Source organism: Sphingobacterium sp. UBA6645, from assembly GCF_002455685.1.
Classification (GTDB): Bacteria; Bacteroidota; Bacteroidia; order Sphingobacteriales; family Sphingobacteriaceae; genus Sphingobacterium; species Sphingobacterium hotanense.
This window is the reverse complement of record NZ_DKLH01000079.1, coordinates 1-24,019: the sequence shown is the minus strand read 5'-3', so window position 1 is coordinate 24,019 and position 24,019 is coordinate 1. Positions and strand designations below refer to the sequence as shown.

General features: G+C 39.4%; 20 protein-coding genes. 11 read left to right on the top strand and 9 right to left on the bottom strand.

Annotated features, from left to right (window positions below; genetic code table 11):
• Positions 1-117 precede the first annotated feature (117 nt).
• Positions 118-1,680, top strand: a complete 1,563-nt coding sequence (locus B2400_RS14330) for an Ig-like domain-containing domain (protein ID WP_293934444.1) — start codon at positions 118-120, stop codon at positions 1,678-1,680.
• Here the strand turns inward: B2400_RS14330 and B2400_RS14325 are convergent.
• The gene (locus B2400_RS14325) at positions 1,677-2,195 is read right to left on the bottom strand and encodes a gamma carbonic anhydrase family protein (protein ID WP_293934441.1); all 519 of its coding nucleotides are present in this window, start codon (positions 2,193-2,195) and stop codon (positions 1,677-1,679) included. The two genes, B2400_RS14330 and B2400_RS14325, sit on opposite strands and share 4 nt — an antisense overlap.
• Before the next feature lie 15 nt (positions 2,196-2,210).
• A complete protein-coding gene (nadB, locus tag B2400_RS14320) occupies positions 2,211-3,803 on the bottom strand; it encodes an L-aspartate oxidase (protein ID WP_293934439.1) in 1,593 nt (530 codons plus the stop codon).
• A 479-nt stretch (positions 3,804-4,282) separates the two neighbouring features.
• Here nadB and nadA point away from each other — a divergent pair, with 479 nt between their 5' ends.
• From nadA to B2400_RS14305, 3 genes are all read left to right on the top strand, one after another.
• Entirely contained in the window at positions 4,283-5,281 is a 999-nt protein-coding gene (gene nadA / locus B2400_RS14315; protein WP_293934437.1) for a quinolinate synthase NadA, read from the top strand.
• 8 nt (positions 5,282-5,289) lie between these two features.
• A complete protein-coding gene (gene thiL, locus B2400_RS14310; protein ID WP_293934435.1) occupies positions 5,290-6,327 on the top strand; it encodes a thiamine-phosphate kinase in 1,038 nt (345 codons plus the stop codon).
• Positions 6,328-6,641: 314 nt separating this feature from the next.
• On the top strand, positions 6,642-7,379 hold the full coding sequence (locus B2400_RS14305) for a LuxR C-terminal-related transcriptional regulator (RefSeq protein WP_149527599.1): 738 nt from the start codon (positions 6,642-6,644) through the stop codon (positions 7,377-7,379).
• A 697-nt stretch (positions 7,380-8,076) separates the two neighbouring features.
• Here B2400_RS14305 and B2400_RS14300 read toward each other — a convergent pair.
• Positions 8,077-9,684 (bottom strand): acyl-CoA carboxylase subunit beta, encoded by a 1,608-nt coding sequence (locus B2400_RS14300; protein ID WP_293934432.1) that lies wholly within the window; start codon positions 9,682-9,684, stop codon positions 8,077-8,079.
• Positions 9,685-9,820: 136 nt separating this feature from the next.
• On the opposite strand from B2400_RS14300, the gene B2400_RS14295 reads away from it, so the two are divergent.
• Genes B2400_RS14295 through B2400_RS14285 form a run of 3 tightly spaced genes read left to right on the top strand, consistent with a single transcriptional unit; the run spans position 9,821 to position 12,558 of the window.
• Positions 9,821-10,972: an acyl-CoA dehydrogenase family protein gene (locus B2400_RS14295; protein WP_149527601.1), complete on the top strand. Its 1,152-nt coding sequence runs from the start codon at positions 9,821-9,823 to the stop codon at positions 10,970-10,972.
• On the top strand, positions 10,962-11,822 hold the full coding sequence (locus B2400_RS14290; protein ID WP_293934429.1) for a hydroxymethylglutaryl-CoA lyase: 861 nt from the start codon (positions 10,962-10,964) through the stop codon (positions 11,820-11,822). Before B2400_RS14295 ends, B2400_RS14290 begins: the two co-directional genes overlap by 11 nt.
• Positions 11,812-12,558 (top strand): enoyl-CoA hydratase-related protein, encoded by a 747-nt coding sequence (locus B2400_RS14285; protein WP_293934426.1) that lies wholly within the window; start codon positions 11,812-11,814, stop codon positions 12,556-12,558. The genes B2400_RS14290 and B2400_RS14285 overlap by 11 nt, the downstream gene beginning before the upstream one ends.
• Here B2400_RS14285 and B2400_RS14280 read toward each other — a convergent pair.
• Positions 12,555-13,304, bottom strand: coding sequence for a segregation and condensation protein A (locus B2400_RS14280; protein WP_286650531.1), 750 nt, complete (start codon positions 13,302-13,304; stop codon positions 12,555-12,557). The genes B2400_RS14285 and B2400_RS14280 overlap by 4 nt on opposite strands.
• A 148-nt stretch (positions 13,305-13,452) precedes the next feature.
• Between B2400_RS14280 and dxs the strand changes: the two genes are divergently transcribed.
• Entirely contained in the window at positions 13,453-15,381 is a 1,929-nt protein-coding gene (gene dxs / locus B2400_RS14275) for a 1-deoxy-D-xylulose-5-phosphate synthase (RefSeq protein WP_293934423.1), read from the top strand.
• A gap of 352 nt (positions 15,382-15,733) precedes the next feature.
• Entirely contained in the window at positions 15,734-17,161 is a 1,428-nt protein-coding gene (gene dnaA / locus B2400_RS14270; protein WP_149524200.1) for a chromosomal replication initiator protein DnaA, read from the top strand.
• A gap of 207 nt (positions 17,162-17,368) precedes the next feature.
• Here dnaA and B2400_RS14265 read toward each other — a convergent pair whose 3' ends face one another.
• The 5 genes from B2400_RS14265 to B2400_RS14245 form a co-directional block, all read right to left on the bottom strand.
• Positions 17,369-17,746, bottom strand: coding sequence for a hypothetical protein (locus B2400_RS14265; protein WP_149524201.1), 378 nt, complete (start codon positions 17,744-17,746; stop codon positions 17,369-17,371).
• A gap of 266 nt (positions 17,747-18,012) precedes the next feature.
• On the bottom strand, positions 18,013-19,035 hold the full coding sequence (gene lpxK, locus B2400_RS14260) for a tetraacyldisaccharide 4'-kinase (RefSeq protein ID WP_293934419.1): 1,023 nt from the start codon (positions 19,033-19,035) through the stop codon (positions 18,013-18,015).
• Positions 19,036-19,039: 4 nt separating this feature from the next.
• The gene (locus B2400_RS14255) at positions 19,040-19,501 is read right to left on the bottom strand and encodes a gliding motility lipoprotein GldH (RefSeq protein ID WP_286650534.1); all 462 of its coding nucleotides are present in this window, start codon (positions 19,499-19,501) and stop codon (positions 19,040-19,042) included.
• Positions 19,502-19,513: 12 nt separating this feature from the next.
• The gene (locus B2400_RS14250; protein ID WP_286650535.1) at positions 19,514-20,917 is read right to left on the bottom strand and encodes a PSP1 domain-containing protein; all 1,404 of its coding nucleotides are present in this window, start codon (positions 20,915-20,917) and stop codon (positions 19,514-19,516) included.
• A 10-nt stretch (positions 20,918-20,927) separates the two neighbouring features.
• Entirely contained in the window at positions 20,928-22,070 is a 1,143-nt protein-coding gene (locus tag B2400_RS14245) for an ATP-binding protein (protein ID WP_286650536.1), read from the bottom strand.
• Positions 22,071-22,198: 128 nt separating this feature from the next.
• Here B2400_RS14245 and dnaN point away from each other — a divergent pair, with 128 nt between their 5' ends.
• Both dnaN and B2400_RS14235 read left to right on the top strand, forming a co-directional pair.
• Positions 22,199-23,320, top strand: coding sequence for a DNA polymerase III subunit beta (gene dnaN / locus B2400_RS14240; protein ID WP_149524206.1), 1,122 nt, complete (start codon positions 22,199-22,201; stop codon positions 23,318-23,320).
• 13 nt (positions 23,321-23,333) lie between these two features.
• On the top strand, positions 23,334-23,987 hold the full coding sequence (locus B2400_RS14235; RefSeq protein ID WP_149524207.1) for a DedA family protein: 654 nt from the start codon (positions 23,334-23,336) through the stop codon (positions 23,985-23,987).
• Positions 23,988-24,019: the final 32 nt, after the last annotated feature.

Sequence of the window (24,019 nt, the reverse complement as noted above, 5' to 3'; positions counted from 1 at the left end):
TCTGATTCCAAAAAAGATAAAAACTCTTTAAATCGCTTAAAAATAGCCTTAATCACAAAATGGCCATTCTTATTAGTTTTAATAGTCATCAGCTTTAGCTTTTTTCAATGTGCAAACATGCAACGTCCAACGGGCGGCCCAAAAGATTCCTTACCACCAAAAGTATTGAATGAATCTCCGGCAAACCTGACTAAAAATTTCAAAAACAAAGAAATCGTTTTAACATTTGATGAATACATTAAAATAACGAATCAGCAGAAAGAGTTCACCATCTCACCAGATGTCGAAACTCAACCCATTTATAAAATCAAGAAAAAGAACTTACATATTGTTCTTCCAGATTCCCTAGAAGCTAACACGACTTATACGATCAACTTCGGTAAGGGCTTGGTAGATTACAATGAAGGTAATCCCCTACCCAACTATACTTACGTATTCGCAACGGGCGATCAACTCGACTCCCTATCGATCACCGGTAAAGTGATGAATGGTTACAAAAAGACTTTTGATTACTCAGAAGACAAAGATGTTAATGTCATCCTTATACCGACCAGCCGAGACAGCATTTTTGGAAAACGAAAAGCATCTTATTATACAGCTGTAGATTCATCTGGAAACTTCCAATTTAACAACCTCCGTGAAGACACCTATCGTATCTATGCCATCAAGGAACAAAATAACGATAAGATATTCAACGGCCCGGATGAATGGATAGGCTTCTTACAGGATAGCTTAGTTTTAACCAGCAACATACACAACATACATTTGGAATATACCAAAGGAAAAGCTTCTATCTTGCGGAATCTGGACAAGAAAATGGAAAAAGACGGTAGTATTTTCCTAACCTTTAATAGGCCCCTAGAAGATCCGGAATTAACGATTATTGCTCCGGCGGAACTAGACGCAAATAAATTGGTCCGCTTCAATGAAACAGTCGATACGGCCAGAATGTATTTGGAATCTGTTGATATCGATTCATTGAATATAGAATTATCCGAAGCAGGCGAAGTAATGGATACCATCAAATTCCGTAAGCCTCGAAATCTCAAAACAGAACGTATTATAGAGCCGAATTTCAATATCACGAATAAAGTAGATCGCGTAAAGCACATCGAACTACGTTCCAACTATCCTATTGCCTCAGTCGATAAGAACAAAATCATCCTTAATGAGGACTCTGTTTCACGTAGAAATTTCCAACTCCAACAAGATAGTATCGATAAGGAAATGTATCATATACGCTTTAACTGGCGACCAAATCGTAACTATGAAATTGTACTGCAAGAGAAGGCCATCTTAGGTCCATTCGATGAATTCAATAAAGAATCAAAACTACAATTTACGCTGAATGAAACGGAAAACTATGGAGATATCATTCTCACATTCAATGGATTAGACACAGCCAAAAGCTATATCATTGAATTGATAGATGAGAAAATAGAAAATATATTCGACAAACGGGTTCTCAGTGGAACAAACAAGCTATCCTATATCAAATTCAATGGTGGAAAATACAGTATCCGTATTATTGAAGACAGCAATAACAACGGTAAATGGGATACGGGAGATGTCTATACCAGAACCAAACCCGAAAGAATCTGGTATCTAGATCGCACATTTACGATCCGAGCTAACTGGGAACAAAATGAGACGATCGACGTTAAATTTGATGAAAACTAATCCTGATCAGTAAACCAGGAACTATAAAGCACGTAATTGTGCGGAAGACGTTTTAAAAGATCAAGCTGCTCCTCTGTGAGCGGCTTGATCTTTTTAGCGGGTACACCGGCATATAAGTAGCCGAATTCACAAACCATATTTTCTAATACAACAGCGCCGGCAGCGATAATGACGTTTGACTGAACATGTGCCATATCCATTACGATAGCACCCATACCAATCAACGCATAATCATCTATGCGACAACCGTGTACAATAGCGTTATGACCTATATTAACATAGTTTCCTATATCTGTTCCATTCTTTTGATAAGTCCCATGTATAGTCACATTATCCTGAATATTTGAGTAAGCCCCAATCTTGATATAATTCACATCACCACGAATAACAGCATTGAACCATACCGAACAATGATCGCCAATCGTAACATTGCCTACAATAGTCGAATTAGGCGCTATAAAGCATTCTTCACCAAAAGTAGGGTATTTATCTAGTACAGGTAATATCGTCGCCATAATCTATCTAAAATTCTATAAAACAGTGTCTTTCAATTCATCAGCATGCTGAGGATAATCGGTCGTATAATGCAAACCGCGACTTTCTTTTCGAAGCGTAGCAGATTTTACTACCAAAAAGGCAACCTGAATTACATTCCGAAGCTCGCAAAGTTTTACAGATAATCTAGTATTCTTATAGAACGACTCCGTCTCCTCATGCAACAAGCCAAGACGACGCATCGCTCTTTCCAAACGGAAATCCGAACGGACAATCCCCACATAATCACTCATGAGTTTCTGTGTTTCACGTAGATTATGTGTTACTAATATATCTTCATTGGATAAAGCAGTGTTAGACTCATCCCAGGAAGGAATCCCCTCTTGGAAATCCAAACTCGGAAAAACTTCACTTGCATTCTGAAAAATACGATGTGCATATACAGCCGCTTCAAGTAACGAATTGGATGCCAAACGATTAGCACCATGTAAGCCTGTCGAAGAGCACTCGCCACAAGCATATAAATTCTTGATCGAAGTAGCCCCAAACTCATCAACCATAATACCCCCACATAAGTAATGAGCAGCAGGCGAAACCGGAATATAATCCTTTGTCATATCCAAACCTACTGATAGACATTTCTCATAAATATTAGGGAAATGCGAAAGAATATCCGCTTTCGACCGATGTGTTATATCTAAATACACATAATCCAATCCGGATTTCTTCATCTCTGCATCGATCGCTCTAGCAACGATATCACGTGGCGCTAAAGAAGCACGTTCGTCATACTCCTCCATAAAGGAATCACCATTCACACGACGCAATACACCACCGAAACCTCGCACAGCTTCCGATATCAAAAAAGCCGGATATTCCCGAGGATTGTACAAAGCCGTCGGATGGAACTGAATAAACTCCATATTCCGAACCTTACCTTTCGCACGGAACACCATCGCTATACCATCACCTGTAGCAATTGTGGGATTCGTTGTGGATGAATAAACGTGTCCAGCACCCCCTGTGGCCATTAATATTACCTTTGCTAACACTTTTTCCACATTCTTTGTACGCGTATTTAACGCGTAAATACCATAACAAGTAATATTATCAGAACGTTTATCCACATGTTCACCTAAGTGGTGCTGCGTAATCAAATCCACAGCAAAGTAATGTGTTAATATCTCAATATTCGGATGCGCGTGAATCTTAGCTAATAATGCACGCTCAATCTCATAACCCGTAATGTCCTTATAATGAAGGATCCTATGCATAGAATGCCCACCCTCTTTCGCAAGATCATACTCACCGGAGTCCTCTTTATCAAAAGAAGTTCCATAGGCAATCAGCTCAGCAATGCGGTCCGGCCCTTCTTTCACCACGTTTTCCACAACTTGTGGATCACATAAACCATCTCCCGCTATTAATGTATCTTGAATATGCTTCTCAAAACTGTCAGTTTCATCCGTGACCACGGCCACTCCACCCTGCGCATATTTCGTATTCGACTCATCCTCATTGGCTTTCGTCACGATGAGTACCTTTCCAAGATCCGCAGCCTTCAATGCAAAACTTAGTCCTGCAATACCTGAACCGACTATTAAAAAATCTACTTTTCTATCAAGCATCTATAATCAACTATTATTCTAATTAGGAATCAACAAATTAACAAATAATGTGCAAAACATGTAAATAAGAAGTGAATTAAAAATGAAAACTATTTATTAATCCACAATCCACAGGTTTTACACACAAATATTACCAAAATATTAAGAGAATGTGTTACGTATATTAACAAATCCCAACAGAAATAAAATGAACAATAAAATATGGAAAAAATAAACCCTGAAAAAAATAAGAATTGAAAATCAGCACTTAAAGGGTTGAAAACTGTGGATAAATTGTGGAAAAACATAGAATAACGAAGAAATAAAATCAAAAATCACAAACTTATCCCCATTATCCACACACTAATAAACAACAAGATTCTCTTTTATAAAAAACATTATAATTTATTGAAAAAAGGGAATGTGGATTTCGTTTGAATTTCTTTCTTTACTTTTGTGCTATTGATGAGTCAAATAAATCAGTTTACTTAGAAAAGCAAATGAACACTACTTTTGAACAAGACCTATCTGCAAAAGGATTTATTGATGTGGATATTGACCCAACGATTGATTTAGTCGCTGAGATCAATAGATTGAAAAAAGAAAAGAATGCAGTTATTCTGGCACATTACTACCAAGATTCTGAAATTCAAGACCTTGCAGACTATATCGGAGATAGCTTAGGCTTATCTCAACAGGCTGCGAAGACGGATGCAGATATGATTGTTTTTGCCGGTGTGCATTTCATGGCCGAAACAGCTAAGATTCTATCACCCTCGAAAAAGGTATTGCTCCCTGATCTAAAATCAGGATGCTCATTATCAGATAGTTGTCCACCGCATTTATTCGCTAAATTCAAAGAGAAATATCCAGATCACCTGGTTATCACCTATGTGAATTGTACAGCGGAGCTAAAGGCACTTTCAGACATTGTTTGTACCTCAAGTAATGCGGTACAGATTGTTGAAAGTCTGCCAGCGGATCAAAAGATCATCTTTGGCCCGGATCGCAACTTAGGCGACTACGTTAAGAAGAAAACAGGCAGAGATTTGGTACTATGGAATGGCGCTTGCATGGTACATGAGATTTTCTCACAAGAAAAAATTGATGCACTAAGGCTAGAATATCCTAACGCGAAGTTTATTGCACATCCAGAATGTGAAGACCATATCTTAGCACAAGCTGACTATATCGGATCTACATCGGGAATGTTGAAATATACGATTGAAGATCCTACGGATACTTATATCGTTGCAACGGAGTCTGGTATTTTACACCAAATGCAGAAGGCTAGTCCTTCAAAAACATTCATTCCTGCACCTCCAAACAACCTATGTGCATGTAATGACTGTCCTCACATGAAATTAAATACCCTAGAGAAGCTGTATAACTGTCTGTACTACGAACAACCGGAGATTGTTCTTTCAGAAGATATTATCGCTCGTGCGCAAAAACCTATCGAGCGTATGTTAGAGATATCAGCAAAACTAGGTCTATAAGATAAAATATGTTCGATAATAAAGATAAGACAAACCTTAATGAGCTTGGTGAGTTCGGATTGATCAAACACCTGACGAGCCAAATCGAGTTAAAGAATGAATCCTCAGAGAAAGGCATTGGCGACGATGCTGCAGTATTAGATTTCAAAGGTAAAAAGACCTTGATATCCACGGATTTACTCTTGGAAAATGTACACTTCGACCTTCGTTACGTACCTCTTAAACACTTAGGATACAAGGCAGTACAAGTAAATCTTAGTGATATCTATGCGATGAACGGTATAGCGTCACAAGTGACTATTTCCATAGGTTTATCATCTAAATTTCCATTGGAAGCCATCGAAGAATTGTACCAAGGGGCATTGATTGCCTGCGAAAAATACAATGTCGATCTTATCGGTGGCGACACATCCACTTCAGCACAAGGACTAGTAATTTCAGTAACCAGCATTGGATATGCTGATGAAGATCAGGTAGCTTTGCGCTCTGGCGCAAAAGAAGGTGATCTTATCTGTGTATCAGGTGATCTTGGTGGTGCTTATGTAGGTCTGCAACTATTGGAAAGAGAGAAGCAGATTTTCTTAGAAAACCCTAATATACAGCCCGATCTGGAAGGTAAAGACTATATCGTAGAGCGTCAATTAAAACCAGAGGCCCGTCGTGACGTGGTGGAATTATTCCGTCATTTAAACGTGAAACCTAATGCGATGATCGACGTATCAGATGGTCTAGCATCCGATCTATTCCATATTTGTGATGCCTCAAAATTAGGTTGCAAACTCTACGAAGAAAAAATTCCTATCGACCCGATGACTTACGAGACAGCTCGTGAGTTCGGATTAGACCCAACGGTTTGCGCACTTAGTGGCGGTGAAGACTACGAACTGCTCTTTACAGTACCGCAAAGCGAATACGACAAGGTTAAAAATCAACTAGATATCTCGATTATTGGTTATATGACCGAAGAATTTGCCGGGCGTCAACTGATCTCTAAGTCAGGAAATGTGCATGAGCTGAAAGCACAAGGTTGGAATGCTTTTTCGTAGTAGATTTTAGATATTAGATATTAGAGCAGGGCGCCGATTAGGCGCCTTTCTTTTTGTTGATTTAGGAGTTGTTTGAACTAGGAAAAAAAAGATAAAAGGATTAGCAGGATCAAGGTCATCCTTTCATCCTTTTTTCCCTGGTTCAAAACAATACGATCAACATTCTTTCTTATCTTGACAATCCTTTCATCCTTCCTTTCCTGGTTCAGACAAGAGATTTAATGAGCCGGTTCGTGTCTAATGTCTTACATCTTATATCTCATATCTAACTACTAAATACTTTTTACTATATTTGAGAACCAAATTATTAACTATTGAGCTGGAAGGAATTAGTTAAATCTGCTGAATCTTTATTGGCGGAGCTGAGCGAGCAAGGTGATCGTTTATTTAATGAAAATATAGCTCTTAAACTAGATAGCTATTTCTTCATTTTAGATTGCGAGAATACCAAGATATTGTCTTTTTCGGAGGACTTTAGCCGCGTATTGGGTTATGATACCAACAGTTTTACCATGGAAGATTTCATAGCTATTATTCACCCAGATGATCTTCCTACCTTTATTTCGCACGAAAAATTAGCACTAAAATTCTGTTTAAATACTCCATTAGAAAAGCAGACACGCTTCAAAATTGTCCATGATTACCGTATAAGAAAAAAGTCAGGAAGCTATATCCGTGTAATGCAACAGACAGTTGCCTATGAACTGAATGACGTCTGTGTATTAAAGACATTGATACAGCACATAGATATTACGACTATTAAAACGAGTCTGGAATGTGATCTTCATTTTATCGATATCAAAGGCCTAGAATCAGTCTATCATGTAAAAGAAGAGAATGTACTTACTCCAGCCCCATCGTTTCAACTCACGAAGCGAGAGATAGAGATTCTGCAGTTATTGGATCAGGCTTATAAGTCCGAACAGATAGCAAAAAAATTATTCATCAGTATACACACTGTTAGAACCCACCGCAAGAATCTACTCAACAAAACAGAATGTGATAATACCATCGATTTATTGAAAAAGGTGAAAGCCTTGAAGTTGATTTAGACGTTAGCTATTAGAGTATGGATGGCAGCATAGGTCTTCATATTAACTACTAAATAGTATCTACTATGTCTGAACCAGGAAAGGAAGGATGCAAGGATGAACAGAATCTTGCTAATCTTTTAATCTTTCTTGATTCTGACGAACCGTGTCGGAACGTTTCACTAAATGTCTCTTTAAAAATACAATCCATCCATTTATTCGCCGTAAAACCCGATCTTGCCCATCCTTTCATCCTTTTTTTTCTGGTCTAAGACGATTCCATCCTGAAAATCCTAATCCCCTTCCTTCCCAATGAAAGGCAACGATAAGTCTTAATATCAACTATTACTCAATCCCATTGTAAAACCCTTTCAAACCCAATACAACCCCCAATCAAAGCTGCTTCAGAAGGGCTATGAATTGGGTGATAAATGGGAATGAAATGTGCTTGACTAAAAGATGAACTATAGACTTTAGATAATAGACATTAGACCCCGATCCTGCCAATCCTTTCATCCTTTTTTTCCTGGTTCAGGACAGACATTAGATATTAAATTTTAGACCCGATCCTGCTCATCCTTCCATCCTTCCTTTCCTGGTATTCAAAACAACACTTATCCAAACCAAATACCAAAATGCAACCCCTCAGGCAGCACAAAAAAATGGAGCCTAATCGGCTCCATACTCTAATATCTTATATCTAAAATCTAATATTTAATCACGTCTGAATAACACCTACTTTATAGTCTGGGATATTTGGATTATTGGTTGCTGCTTCGATTCCCATGGAGATTATTTTCCGAGTTTCTGCCGGGTCGATTACGCCGTCTACCCATAGTCGGGAGGCTGCATAATATGGGCTTAATTGTTCATTATATTTTTCTTCGATATCTTTTAGCAGCTTAGTTTTTTCCTCTTCGCTAAGCGTGACATTTTTAGATTTTAGGGTAGCTTCCTGTATTTGTAATAAGGTTTTGCCGGCAGATGCACCGCTCATAACGGCTATTTTTGCTGTCGGCCATGCATAGATCAAGCGTGGGTCGTAGGCTTTTCCGCACATCGCGTAGTTACCAGCTCCATAACTATTGCCGACCATAAAGGTGAACTTCGGTACGACGGAGTTTGCCATTGCATTGACCATTTTTGCGCCGTCTTTAATGATACCGCCATGCTCCGCTCTGGAGCCTACCATAAAACCGGAGATGTCTTGGAAGAAGACCAAAGGAATCTTTTGTTGGTTGCAGTTCATGATAAAACGTGCTGCTTTGTCGGCAGAATCCGAGTAGATTACTCCACCCATCTGCATCTCGGTGGAGTTGCCCGGTTTCTTGGCTTTTACTACTTCGCGTTGATTTGCCACGATACCGACCGCCCAACCATCAATACGTGCTAAGGCGCAAATTAAAGTCTTTCCATAGTCCTTTTTATACTCCTCTAGACTGCCTTTATCCACAATACTTTTCAAAACTTCTAGCATATTGTAAGGCTTCAAGCGGTCTTCAGGAAAGTAATTATATAGTTGATCTACAGAGTATTCCGGAGCAATAGATTCCACTCTGGAGAATAAGGCTTTTGGACTAGCTCCGAACTTATCCACAATATTTTTGATGGCATCTAAGCAGGATTCATCATTCGGATATTTATTGTCTGTTACGCCTGATATTTCGGAATGCGTAGCTGCTCCGCCTAAAGTTTCATTATCAATATTTTCGCCGATGGACGATTTGACCAAGTATGAACCCGCTAAGAAGACCGAACCAGTACCTTCAACGATAAGTGCATAATCGGACATGATCGGTAAATATGCGCCCCCTGCTACGCAGGAACCCATGATCGCTGCGATCTGTGGAATTCCCATCGCAGATATCTTCGCATTGTTACGGAAGATACGGCCGAAATGTTCCTTATCCGGAAAGATTTCATCCTGCATCGGTAAATACACACCGGCAGAGTCAACAAGATAAATGATAGGAAGGTTATTTTCCATTGCAATTTCCTGCGCTCTCAGGTTCTTTTTACAAGTAATGGGGAACCAGGCTCCGGCTTTTACCGTTGCGTCATTTGATACAACAATACATAATCTATCCTTTACATAGCCCATCACAACTACGACTCCGCCATTTGGGCATCCGCCATGTTCCTTGTATTGTCCTTCTCCAGCAAAGATCCCTATTTCGGTATAAGGTCTGTTTTCATCCAACAGGTAAATAACGCGCTCCCACGCCGACATCTTCCCTTTTTTACGTTGTTTTTGGATCTTATCTAAGCCTCCACCTAATAGCAAAGTCTCCCTCTTTTTCTGAAGTTCATTAATTAAAGTGTGCATATTGGTTATTAAAATAATGTAAATTTAAACTGGTCAAAAAAACTTTATTTTATAAATATCATAAAATATTATTTGTTTTTTATAATCTTTGTAAAAAATATTTAAACCCAAATATAAACTAAAATAAAATAATATTATGTTTCAAGTTAGTTCGGACGAGCAGTTAATGCTGGTCAAAGAAAGCGCTAGAAATTTTGCCGTCAATTACATTAAGCCGTACGTGATGGAGTGGGATCAAGCCCAAACCTTCCCTATCGACGTATTTAAAAAATTGGGAGAGCACGGCTTCATGGGTATCGTCGTACCTGAGCAGTACGGTGGTTCCGGCTTAAGCTATCAGGAATACATCACTATTCTTGACGAAATTTCTAAAGTGTGTGGATCTATCGGCCTATCGGTAGCTGCACATAATTCATTATGCACAAATCATATCTTATCTTTTGCGAACGAAGAGCAAAAGCAACGTTACTTACCGAAGCTGGCTAGCGGTGAGTGGATCGGTGCATGGGGCTTAACAGAACCAGGATCGGGATCCGATGCTGGCGGTATGAACACTACAGCCGTTGTTGACGGAGATTACTTCGTTTTAAACGGTGATAAAACCTTTATTACGCATGCGATTAGCGGTGATGTGGCCGTGGTGATGGCTCGTACAGGTGAGAAAGGTGATAAAAAAGGTATCTCAGCATTTATTATTGAAAAAGGAACGCCAGGATTTACAGCTGGTGCGAAGATGGATAAGTTAGGGATGCGTGCATCGGAAACTGGATCTTTATTCTTCGATAACTGTCGTATCCACAAGGACCAATTGATCGGCGAGATCGGTGATGGTTTTGTGCAGGCATTGAAATTATTAGATGGCGGACGTATTTCTATCGCTGCATTATCATTAGGTATTGCACGTGGTGCTTACGAATGCGCTTTGAAATATGCGAATGAGCGCGAACAATTCAACTCTAAAATTTTTGATTTTCAAGCTGTAGGCTTTACATTAGCAGATATGGCGACGAAGATTGAAGCTTCGGAGCTATTGATCCGCAAAGCTGGTCTATTAAAAGATCAAGGCAAGAAGGTAACTCGTGAAGGTGCTATGGCGAAGTTATTTGCTTCGGAAACCGCTGTTGAAGTATCGAACGAAGGGGTACAGATCTTAGGTGGTTATGGATTCACCAAGGATTTCCCGGCGGAGAAATACTTTAGAGATGCGAAGTTATGTACGATTGGTGAGGGAACAAGCTCGATCCAACGTATGGTTATTGCTAGAGAAATTAAAAAAGATGTCGAATAATAATCCTTTTGTAAGCTTAGTCGATTGTCCTCGGGATGCGATTCAGGGGATAAAATATCCTATCGATACGAAACGCAAGATTCAATATATCAATCAGTTGATAAAAAGTAAACTGTTTGATTGTATAGACTTTGGCAGTTTTGTTTCTCCAAAAGCGGTTCCGCAAATGGCAGACACAAAAGAGGTATTAGAAGGATTGGAAAAAGATGAGCAGGTTAAGTTATTGGCTATTATAGCGAATCAACGAGGCGCTCAAATTGGGGCTGAGCATCAACAAATTGATTATATGGGTTTTCCGTTTTCTATTTCGGAGACCTTTCAACAGAATAATACGAATTCAAGTATCCAGGAAGCTTATGTGAATGTGCAGGGCATCCTTGATATTTTAAATAAAGCAGGTAGCCAAGAGTTGGTTGTTTACATCTCTATGGCTTTCGGTAATCCTTATGGGGATGACTGGAGCATGGATTTGGTAAGCGACTGGATTGGTAAGTTACAAGAAGCTGGCGTAAGCAATTTTTCTATTGCGGACACGACGGCAGAAGCTACGCCTGAATCCGTGGGTGAATTGTTTAGAAAATTGGGATCTGATTTTCCCGATAACTCCTTCAGCATTCATTTGCATAGCCAAATCGAAAGTGCATTGCTTAAAGTGAATGCAGCTTACGATGCTGGTTGTCGACGTTTTGAGGGAGCGATATTAGGTTATGGTGGCTGTCCGTTTGCGAAAGACGAATTAGTAGGCAATATTCCTACGGAATTGTTGGTAGACCGCTTTAATAAGGGGTCTTACGAGCAGGTGCAGCAATTAATGTTTGGTTTTCAAGAGTTGATTCGCAATGAACTATAATTACATTCAAACAAACGTTGATGGTTATATTTTCTCCCTTACACTGAATCGTGAGGCGAAGCGCAATGCATTTACTCCGACGATGGTCAATGAGATTGCTCATGCCCTGGCGGAAGCGGATGCAGATGATCGTGTGAAAGTGGTTGTCGTTCGTGCAAATGGTCCGGTTTTTTGTGCGGGTATGGATTTAAAGACCTATCAAGATCCAAGCTTAGATCAACAGAATCCTGGAATTACCAATCAGACTATCTCACTAGGTGAGGTGTTTGACCGTTTGAACAAGCCGTCGATTGCTGTGGTTGAGGGTGATGTTATAGCTGGTGGCTTTTTGTTTATCTTGGGTTGTACGTATGTTTTGGCTAAAGAAAACTTAAATTTTAAGCTTCCGGAAGTTAATTTAGGTATTTTTCCGTTTCAGGTATTGGCGAGCTTAGTCCGCGTGATGCCCGAAAAGAAAGCCTTGCAGCTTTGTTTAGATGGCGAACCGTTTACTACCTCCAAGGCAAAGGAATACGGCATTGTCGACGATTATTTAGTGGATGAGCGTTTGCGCGATTTGATTGCTTCTTTCGAGAATAAAAACACTTATGCTCTGCAAGCTGGAATGGAAGCCATGAAAGCGATCAGAGGAATGGATTCAAAGGGACAATACGACTACTTGTTGACCTGTTTATCTAAACTTAGAGATAAAGAAGAGGTCAAAAAGCAAATTGCTGATCAGCTTAAGAAAGCTTAAGAAACTTTTTTATTGATAAAGAAGTTATTGTATCCCAAGCCAACTTCGATATTCAGCAACTTTTGTTGCAACATCTCCAGTACGGCTAAGAAATTATAAACAAACTGTACTTTATTTTCAGAGTTCTTGGCAATGGCCGAGAAATCCAAGGTTTTATTTAGTTCTATAAGCTCTGAAATAGCTTTCTTTTGCTGCTCGATCGTATAGGGGTACTTAACGACCGTGTGCTTTACTTCCTGAATCCGATGGGTATAATTGTACATCATCCTTTCGTACACCATCATTAGGCGGTAGAGCGTAAAAGAGGAAAGTTCTTCTTCTGTATTGCGGATAGATTTTGAGGCAAGCTTGAGGTCTTGTGCGATATTACCGCGTTCAAAATGCATAGAACGCGACTCTTCCATCACTTTGAGTTCTTCTGTTACTTCCTTGAACTGCTTATAGAGCAATAGTTTTTGAACAAGTTCCTTTTTCAGGTCGACTTCGTTCTCATTTTCATCAAGCTCCGGACGAGGCAATAACATTTTGGCTTTGATGCGCATCAGCGTAGAGGCAACAAAGATAAACTCACTCGCCAGTTCGATGTTCAGCGCCTGCATATGTTGTATATAGGCTAGGAAATCATCGGTTATTTTTGAGATGGGGATATCGTGAATATTCAATTCATCTCGTTCGATAAAGAAGAGAAGTAAATCAAATGGCCCCTCAAATTGGGCTAGTTTAATTTCGTAGTTGGTTGCCTCCATAGAAGAATCAAAAATAAGGATTTAATCCCGAATGTTATTGATTTTTGCGGAATTGGAGAAAACAATATGCTCGATAAAATTGTATATATATTCCACAGTTAAAAGAATAAATTGTTACTTTGTATCTTATTTTGAAATTTTTCAAGTTATGCAGGTAGAAGCAGGAGAGCTACTAAAGAAAATACAATATCCAGCAGATCTAAGAGACTTAAAAGAAGCTGACCTTGAGCAGGTTTGTAAAGAACTTAGGCAATTCATCATCGATATTGTATCGGTCAATGGTGGACATTTTGCGGCAAGTTTAGGCGTTGTTGAATTGACAGTTGCCTTACATTATGCCTTGAATACTCCTTATGATCAGATTTTATTCGATGTTGGGCACCAAGCCTATGGTCATAAGATCCTGACTGGTCGTCGCGATAATTTTCATACCAATCGTCTTATCGGCGGTTTATCTGGATTCCCGAAACGTTCGGAGAGTGAATATGATGCTTTTGGCGTTGGCCACTCGTCGACATCGATTTCTGCAGCATTGGGTATGGCAGTTGCTTCGGAATACAAAGGCGAAACAGATCGTCAGCATGTGGCTATCATTGGTGATGGCGCATTGACGGGCGGGATGGCTTTTGAAGCTTTAAACCATGCGGGTATTGAGAAATCGAATTTGTTGGTCATCTTGAATGACAACTGTATGTCGATCGATCCGAATGTTGGAGCAATGAAGGAGTATTTGACCAGTATAACGACTTCTAAGAGTTATAATCGATTCCGTGATGATTTGGTATCGGTATTATCGAAGATCTCTAAAAACGGCCCAAATGCCTATGGATGGGCAAAGAAATTAGAACAAAGTATAAAAGGAACTTTATTAAAGAATTCTAATCTTTTCGAGTCTTTAAATTTCCGTTATTTCGGACCAGTAGACGGACATGATGTCAATAAATTGGTGAAGACCATTGAAGATCTAAAGCATATCAATGGTCCGAAATTGTTACATGTTGTTACGGTAAAGGGAAAAGGATATGCCTTGGCGGAGAAAGATCAGACCAAATGGCATGCTCCGGGTCTATTTGATAAAATTACGGGAGAAATAAAGAAGAGTATATCTGATAAACCACAGCCACCGAAATATCAAGATGTTTTCGGACATACCTTGGTTGAATTGGCAGAGGCTAATGATAAAATCATGGGGATCACTCCGGCAATGCCGAGTGGATCTTCGATGAATATTATGATGAAAGCAATGCCTAACAGAGCTTTCGATGTGGGTATTGCGGAACAGCATGCTGTTACATTCAGTGCCGGCTTGGCCGCACAGGGATTAGTTCCTTTTTGTAATATTTATTCGTCCTTTATGCAGCGCGCTTATGATCAGGTGATACATGATGTTGCTTTACAGAATTTAAACGTTGTATTCTGTTTAGACCGTGCGGGCTTAGTGGGAGCTGATGGACCTACGCATCATGGAGCTTATGATATTTCTTTTATGCGCTGTGTTCCAAATCTAGTGGTTTCATCGCCAATGAATGAGGAAGAGTTGCGTAATTTGATGTTCACATCTCAACTACCTGATAAAGGACCTTTCGTCATCCGTTATCCGCGAGGCAATGGAGTTATGCCTGACTGGAAGCTACCTTTCAAGGAGATTCCTATCGGCAAGGGTAGAAAGATCTGTGATGGAGAAGATATTGCAATCCTGACCTTTGGACATATCGGTAATGAAGCCAGTAAGGCTATTCAGAATCTTTCTGAAGATGCTATACATCCGGCGCACTACGATTTGCGTTTTGCGAAGCCATTGGATGAGGACATGCTGCACGAAGTATTTAAGAAATTCAACAAAGTTATTACCGTTGAAGACGGTTGTCTTCCTGGCGGTATTGGTTCTGCCGTATTGGAATTCATGGTGGAGCATCATTACGATGCTGACGTGACCCGATTAGGTATTCCGGATACGATCGTGGAGCACGGTGAACAAGCGGAATTGTGGCATATTTGTGGTTATGATGCTACAGGTATCGAAGCGGCGGTCAGAAAATTAACCAAGGGGATAAAGACAGAAAGTTTGGTAGGATAATTGCTATCATTTATAAGGTTTTACAGAAACTTTAAAAGAATAAAGGAGAGAAGCCATACGGCTTCTTTTTTTATTAAAAGTTTTCCACACTCAAAAACTTAAACTTAATTTTTCCTTTAAAAAATTGAATTTTGATAGCGGTATTTTCAAGGTGTTGAAAACTAAATTTGTGTTCATTTCTAAACCTGTTAAATCCTAAAAATTACAATTAAGATACTGTAAACAAGTGATTTAACATTTTTTTACCAAATTAGTTTTTTTGGTAGAAAAAAATGGTCATATTCGTAGTAGGCAAAAGTTATGAACAGAATTTTTGTCAATAATTGGTTATCAAGTTATTAACAAATATAGAATGGAAAAAACGTGTACAAGTGTTTGGGAAAGTTGTCTTGCGGTCATAAAAGATAACATACCGACACAAAGTTTTAAAACATGGTTCGAACCCGTTAAAGCTGTACGTCTTGAAGGAAACGTTTTAACTATTCAAGTACCTAGTTTGTTTTTCTACGAGTGGTTAGAAGAGCATTACGTAGGTATCCTCAGAAAAACGGTTAAAAAGTTTTTAGGAGAGCAAGGTCGTTTGGAGTACAATATCGTAGTAGAGAAGTCCTCGGCGAACACTCCCTATACAACAAACATTCCTTCAAATGGTAATGGTGCAGAGGGCAAGAGACAGTCGATTCCAGTTCCTGTAGCGCTTAATAAGAACATCAAGAATCCATTCGTGATTCCTGGCTTGAAGAAATTGCAAGTTGATCCGCAATTGAACCAGAACTACACTTTCGATAACTTCATTGAAGGGGAGTGTAATCGTCTGGCTCGTTCGGCAGGCTATGCGGTTGCTAACAAACCAGGAGGTACATCATTCAACCCCTTGATGGTTTATGGCGATGTAGGGTTAGGGAAGACACACCTTGCGCAAGCTATCGGAAACGAGATTAAGCGTAATCTTCCGGACAAACTTGTTATTTACGTGTCATGTGAGAAGTTCTGTCAGCAATTTGTTGACTCTTTAAAGAACAATACGATCAATGACTTCGTGAATTTCTACCAGGCTATGGACGTTATTATTATGGACGACGTGCATAACTTTGCCGGTAAGGAGAAGACGCAGGATATCTTCTTCCATATCTTCAACCACTTGCATCAGACAGGAAAGCAGATTATTTTGACTTCTGACAAGGCGCCTAAGGATCTTTCAGGACTTGAAGAACGCTTATTGAGCCGCTTTAAGTGGGGTTTATCAGCGGATATCCAGGTTCCAGATTTGGAAACCCGTATGGCGATCTTAAAGAAGAAGATGTACTCTGATGGTATCGAGCTACCAGAAAATGTGGTAGAGTATGTTGCAAATCAAATTGATAATTCAGTTCGCGAATTAGAGGGTGCTATGGTATCATTACTAGCCCAATCAACATTAAACAAGCGCGAGATTGATTTGAACCTTGCAAAATCTATGTTGAAGAACTTTGTGAAGAATACCCACAAAGAGATTTCAATGGAATACATTCAAAAACTAGTTTGTGAATATTTCGAAGTACCTGTAGAGATGGTAAAATCGAAAGTTCGGAAACGTGAAATCGTTCAGGCTAGACAGATTTCGATGTACTTGGCTAAGAATCATACGAAGTCATCACTTAAATCTATCGGTAGTTTCTTTGGAGGACGAGATCACTCAACGGTTATCTACGCATGTCAAACAGTAGAGGACTTGATCGAGACGGATAAGAAATTCAAAACTTACGTGCAAGATATTCAAAAGAAGTTAAAGGCTTCTTAAACATATAGTAAAGCTAAAAGATTTTAAAAGGGCATCCTCATCAGATGCCCTTTTTTTTGCTATATGTTATAGAAGCTTTCATGTTTGTATTGAAACAGCAGCAGGGATGAAAGTTTTTGATGTCCTTTGAAGACAACAACTTTCAGCAAAAAAGAGGGCTTTGACATAGTCAAACCCTCTTTTATATGAAACATGAATAATTTCAGATTATTGCTGAGGTTGTGGTTGTGCCTCTGGTGCTTGTTTTTTTGCTGCGCGTTCTTCCACGATTTTAGCGTACAATGGCTTTTGTTCTTCAGTTAATAAACCAACCACTTTGCTATCTAAGTCAGCTGTAATCGCAGCTAATTGTTCTGCTTTCTTTGCTTCGTCTGTTTGCGCAGCATCAGATTTGATCGCATGTTTTGCTTTTTTAGCTTCTAACACGATATCATAGATTTGTGTTTGTTGCTCTTGAGTCAAATTCAATTGTGAAGTCCACTCGGTAACTGTTTGTTTTGCTTTTTCCTCAGGATTTACTTCCTGTGCAAATGTTAGAGTTAATGAAAATAATACTGCGGATACTGCTAAAAATAACTTTTTCATGATGTGTTTTTTTTTCGTTTAAAATTTATTTATTTACTCCGTTTCTGTACAATAATAACAGCCGAATTGCCTGATTTATTATTTGTTTGTATCAGGTTTGTTACTTTTTAACATTTCTTAACAAGAATTTACCTTGTTTAATTCGATAAATAGTAGGCAAAAAAATAGCTTTAAACATCTGTTAAGCGATATTTTTAATAGTATAGAGATAGAAATACGTGAAATGGAAGGGATAAATACGGGAGGAGGCTTTTTACGGTAGAGTCTTAGTTAGATAGCTTTTCCACGACCTGCTCTAGAAAGCTATTCTCTTCAATGATATTAGTTTCTATGGGGATATAATATACGGGAATATTAGCTAATTGGCTGATGTCTATACGCTGTGCATCCTTTTCGGTAGTCAGTATAAGCTTCTTTTGACTAGCTACTTCCTCATAACAGGATATCATCTTTTTATAGTCCTTCGCTTGGAAATCATGATGATCGGGATATGCAATATGCTGAAAAGATATTCCGAGGTTGATCAGATGCTCTTTTAAGGGTGCTGGATTAGCGATTCCTGTAATAAGCAGTAAAGAGTAGTCTGAAAGATTATCTACACTTATATCAGAAGATAGAGGCTTTATCGGCAAATATTTTATGTTGGAATAAAAGATAGTAGCCTTCGCATTGTGCTTTCTGATCTTCTGTTCTATGTGATTCTTCTCTTCCGGCCGAATATTGCTTGGACATTTGGTTATTAAAATAATGTCGGCGCGCTTAGTTTGGTCGAATGTATCTCTAAAATTGCCGGTAGGCAGCAAAAGGATAGGATTTAAGAGCGAATAATAATCAAACAATAAAATGGAACAGGTAGGTTTTACCTTTCTATGCTGAAAGGCATCATCTAGAAGAATAAGATCGTGATCCTTTTGAAGGATTTCGATACCCTCTGCCCTATTCTCATCGACAGCGACGGTAATATGTGGATGGTTTTTCTTAATCTGCAGCGGCTCGTCTCCTACAGATTCCACGGTATCAGATAGCTCTACTTTTCGGAAGCCCTTGGTTTTCCGACAATAGCCTCTGCTGAGCGTCGCGAGCTTAAATTGATGTTGAAGCTTATCTACTAAAAACTGTACTAATGGAGACTTTCCAGCTCCGCCAACTGCTAAATTACCAATGACGATTGTGTTTACAGGGAAGGATTTAGATTGGAATATGCCTAGGTCATAGCATTGGTTTCTAACCCATATAATAAGGGTGTAGAGGATGGTAAAAGGGAGTAATAACCATCGTAGAATCAGCATAACCTTACTTTTGAATAAGCTTCAAACCCACATCATTAATTCCATGAAGTGGGTTCTCACGCATATTTTGTTCAATAGAGAATACATATTTCCCGGTATCCGGGAATGAAAAATTCTCTTTCACCAGTATCGATTGCTCGTAAAGGTTTCCCGCCGACTTGCCTGTCCAGCGGCCGTCTAGTTCCGCCAGTTTAACCTCATGTCGATATGCGGTGTCTTTGAGTCCCTTGCCCTTTTCATGCAATAGAATAAAAATATTGGAAAAGGGATAATAGGCATTATGACGAAGATTGACATAGACATCAAACTTAGTGTTAGGTGCTGTTATCTGTACATCGAAAGCGGGTTTGTTATTATAGTCCCAACTTTGTTTTGGAATATCGATATTCTTTTCAAAGAAGTAGCCCTCTTGGCATGAACTCAGCAAGACGACGAGCATAAGAAACAAACCGATGTATGCTTTCATTCCTTTACGGTATTAATTTTCAGGTTTCGAACCTCCGTCCTGAGGTCTGTTATTGTTTTTATTTCTATTATTGTTCGGACGTCTTTTCGGTCTAGGGTTTTGATTTCCCTCTTTACCATCAGCCGACTGTGCTTTCGATTGCTGACCCTCCGTATTGTTGTTCGGATTAGGCTTTTGCCTTTGTCTTCTATTTGCTGGCTTTACCTGTGGATTTGCCTCCTGCTTAGGTCTTGTTGCGTTATCCTGAGGCTTATCATTCGTATTGTTAGGAGATTTCTTCTTCTTTTTCCTTTTCTTTCTATTACGATCATCTAAGCGAGTCAAGCTATCCTGTCCAACTACGTTTTCATAGTCTGGCGCAATTACCTTATCGTCCTCATCATCTTGTACAACGCCTAACTCAGCAGGTTTTTTACCATCTGCGTTCATTGCAGCGAATTCCTTAACCTTCTCTGCCGATAATGGAATCCAGCTTTCAGCACGCGGATAAGAGAACCACATGGTCTTTTTGAAGATATCGATCTTCTGTAAATAAGCGACGCCTATCTCAGTTTCGATACGTTCGATATTGGAAGGTATGTCTTTCAGCGCATCCATATAGCTATCCAGTTCGTAGTTCAAACAGCATTTCAACTTACCGCATTGTCCGGCAAGTTTCAACGTGTTCAACGAAAGGTTCTGATACCTTGCTGCGGACGTAGAAACTGTTTTGAAGTCGGTTAACCAAGTAGAACAGCAAAGCTCGCGACCACAGCTACCAATACCGCCTAAGCGGCTAGCTTCCTGACGCATCCCGATCTGTCTCATTTCGATACGGATACGGAAAGCCTCCGCCATGCGCTTAATCAGCTCTCTAAAGTCAACACGACCTTCAGCCGTATAATAGAAAGTAGCTTTCGTCTTATCGCCTTGGTAATCTACATCGGATATTTTCATGGAAAGACCTAGCTCCAACGCTAAATTACGAGCGCGGTGCATGGTTTCCCATTCCAGATCCTTCGCCAACTGATATTTGGCAACATCATTTTCATTGGCTTTCCGGTAGATTTTCTTGACTACATCTTCTGGTTTGGTATTGTTTTTCTTGAGCTGCAAGCGAACTAATTCGCCTGTTAATGAAACATGGCCTATATCGTATCCCCCGGTATTAGGTTCTACGGCCACCATTTCGCCCATTTCTAAGTAGATGTTATCGGTATTTACAAAGAATTCCTTTCGAGAACCTTTAAATCTAACTTCAACAATATCAAACGGTTTATAATTTGAAGGCAAGTCCATATCAACTAGCCAATCGTATATATCTAATTTATTACATCCGCTGGTCATGCAGGTCCCGTTGTTATTACAACCGGCCGGAACAGTACCAAGTGTATTGCTTCCGCAACCACCCCCGGATGAGCAACTGCCACATCCCATATTTTCCTTTTTATATATATTGAGTCTCCTTAAGAGACGTCTTGTATTTAAATAATAAAACTAACTGCAAAGATAAATCTAAAAATAATATTTTAGGATTTGCATTTCTTTCAACAGAATAATGTGTTTTCTCGAGTAGGTCAATCGCCTCTGTTAGCTGTTCTAGGCTAGTTATTTCGGCAAACTTTTTTACGAAATCTAGTTCTTGTCCCTTCAAAAACAACATATCTGAGGCTCCATTCTGCATCAAAACGATCTGTCGGAGCACGTTTATGCTATAGATCAGGAAGATTTTTTGATTCTCTCGACCAAATTTGCTCAGCTCTTCTTCACAAAGCTGTATGATATTTAGCCCCGAGTCCGTAACGATAAAGCGAAACCAACGGATCAGCAGATCAAAATGAGCATTTGCCTCTTCGGCAAGCTGATCGATCGCTTCCTGTATATTTCCATCTGCAATAAAAGCAATTTCGTTTGCTCGGTCGCTGTTTATATGTTTTTCTTCAATTAGATAAGATGTCAACTCATCATGACTCAGCTTATTGACTTTCACCAATTGCGTTCTGGAAATAATGGTATTTAATATCTTGTCTTGATTTTCCGCAACTAATAAGAAGAGTGTCTTGGCAGGGGGTTCTTCAATAAGCTTTAGCAATGCATTTCCTTGCGTATCCAAGTATTCCGGAAGCCACATGATTAATACCTTATATTCGGCCTCAAAGGACTTTAAACTAAGCTTTTTGATGATATCATGCGCTTCAGCGATATTAATGTTCGCCTGTTTGTTTTCAGCCTCTAACTGTCCTCGCCAATGCGTTAAACTTAAGTATGGATTAGCTAAAAAAGCGGTTCTCCACTCTTCCATATAGGTCGTCGCGGTTTCGTCTGCTTTCTTAGCGAAAAAGGGATAAGAGAAATGTAAATCTGGGTGGATTAACTTTTCATATTTGATGCAGGAAGCACATTTGCCACAACTGTCATCATCTTGTTTATCCTCGCAGTTGATATACTGAGCATAGGCTACAGCGAGTGCCAGGCTCCCCGAACCCTCAGGGCCCAAAAAGAGCTGTGCATGGCTCACTCTATTTTCTTTAACGGTAGATACAAGCTGTTGTTTAAGTGCTTGATGCCCTATTATCCTTTTAAACTGCATACTTTATAGGCAAAGTTACAAAAATATAGATACCGCTTTGATTTTATTACGGAGGAAGTAACATTTGCTTTTGAAATATTTAGATTCTTTTCTGTATTATTGCATATAAAAACTATTTTTCCCAGGAAATGAGATTTATTGTATCCACCTCCATTTTATTAAAACAATTACAATCTATTAGCGGCGCATCTAGCTCTAGCACAGTGCTCCCAATCTTAGAAAACTTCTTGTTTGAAATCAAAGATAACTTGTTGACAATTTCAGCTACCGACTTGCAAACCAGTATGGTTACCAGCTTGCAGATCGAAGCGAAAGAAGAAGGTCGCGTGGCGATGCCATCGAAGATCTTAATCGAAACATTGAAGACATTGCCTGATCAACCAGTAGCATTCTCTGTTGATATGAGCACGTTAGCCATTGAGATCAGCGCGGGTGATGGTAAGTATAAATTAAGCGGTGAAAATGCCGATGATTTCCCTAAAATACCGGTTGTTGATAACATCTCAACAGTAAACTTGGCTGCTCCCGTTCTATTGGAAGCAATCAACAAAACAATCTTTGCAGTGAGCAATGATGAACTTCGCCCAGCAATGTCTGGTGTATTAGTTCAATTGGCGGAACAATCTATCACATTCGTAGCGACCGATGCGCACAAATTAGTTCGCTATCGCCGTACGGATATCGGTGCTGAAAAGCCGACATCACTTATCCTTCCTAAGAAAGCACTTACTTTGTTGAAGTCTTCTTTGCCATCGGATGATGTCAATGTTTCAATCGAATACAATAATACCAATGCATTCTTCCAGTTTGGAAACATCAGCCTTATCTGTCGTTTAATCGACGAGCGCTATCCTGATTACGAAGCTGTAATACCTCGCTTGAACCCGAATAAGCTAACAGTAGATCGTTCATTATTCTTAAACACCTTACGTCGTGTTGTTATTTTCGCTAATAAGACAACACATCAGGTGCGTTTAAAGATCTCAGGATCAGAGTTACATATTTCAGCAGAGGATTTAGACTTCTCTAACGAAGCACATGAGCGCTTAAGCTGTCAATTCGAAGGAGAAGACATGGAAATCGGTTTCAATGCGAAATTCTTAGTAGAGATGTTGAACAACTTGAACTGCGAAGAAGTCGTGTTAGAGATGAGCACACCCAATCGTGCGGGCTTATTGTTGCCAGCAATCAAAGAAGACGGTGTTGATGTCTTGATGTTAGTGATGCCTGTGATGTTGAACAATATTTAATTAGCGAAAGACTTTGGATTTTATCTATTCGATTATTGACTTTATTCTCCATATCGATGACCATCTTGTGGAAATCGTCAATAACTATCAGACCTGGACATACCTGATCTTGTTTCTCATTATTTTCGCAGAGACTGGTCTTGTCGTTACTCCTTTTCTACCTGGAGACTCCCTTTTATTTGCAGCAGGAGCGATTATCGCAAAACCTGAAACAGATTTAAATGTCTTTGTGATGTGGATTCTATTGATGGTTGCCGGTATTCTGGGCGACTTGGTCAATTACCATATTGGGAAGTATATCGGACCGAAGGCATTCAGCGGGAAATATAAGTTCTTGAAAAAAGAATACCTGGAGAAAACAGAGAAATTCTACGAGAAGTATGGTGGAAAGACCATTATCTATGCTCGTTTTGTTCCAATCATCAGAACATTTGCTCCTTTCGTGGCGGGAGTAGGATCCATGTCCTACGCTAAATTCGCATCATATAATGTTATCGGCGCAATCTTATGGGTTACCTCCTTCCTATTCATAGGATACTTCTTTGGTGGTTTACCTATTATCAAAGACAATTTCACGATTGTTATTTTCGCCATTATCTTATTATCGATGCTGCCTCCAATTATCGAAGTAGTAAAAGAAAAATACGGAAAAAAGAAGGAAGCCTAGAAAGCTTCCTTTTTTGTGTGCCCAGCATGGGC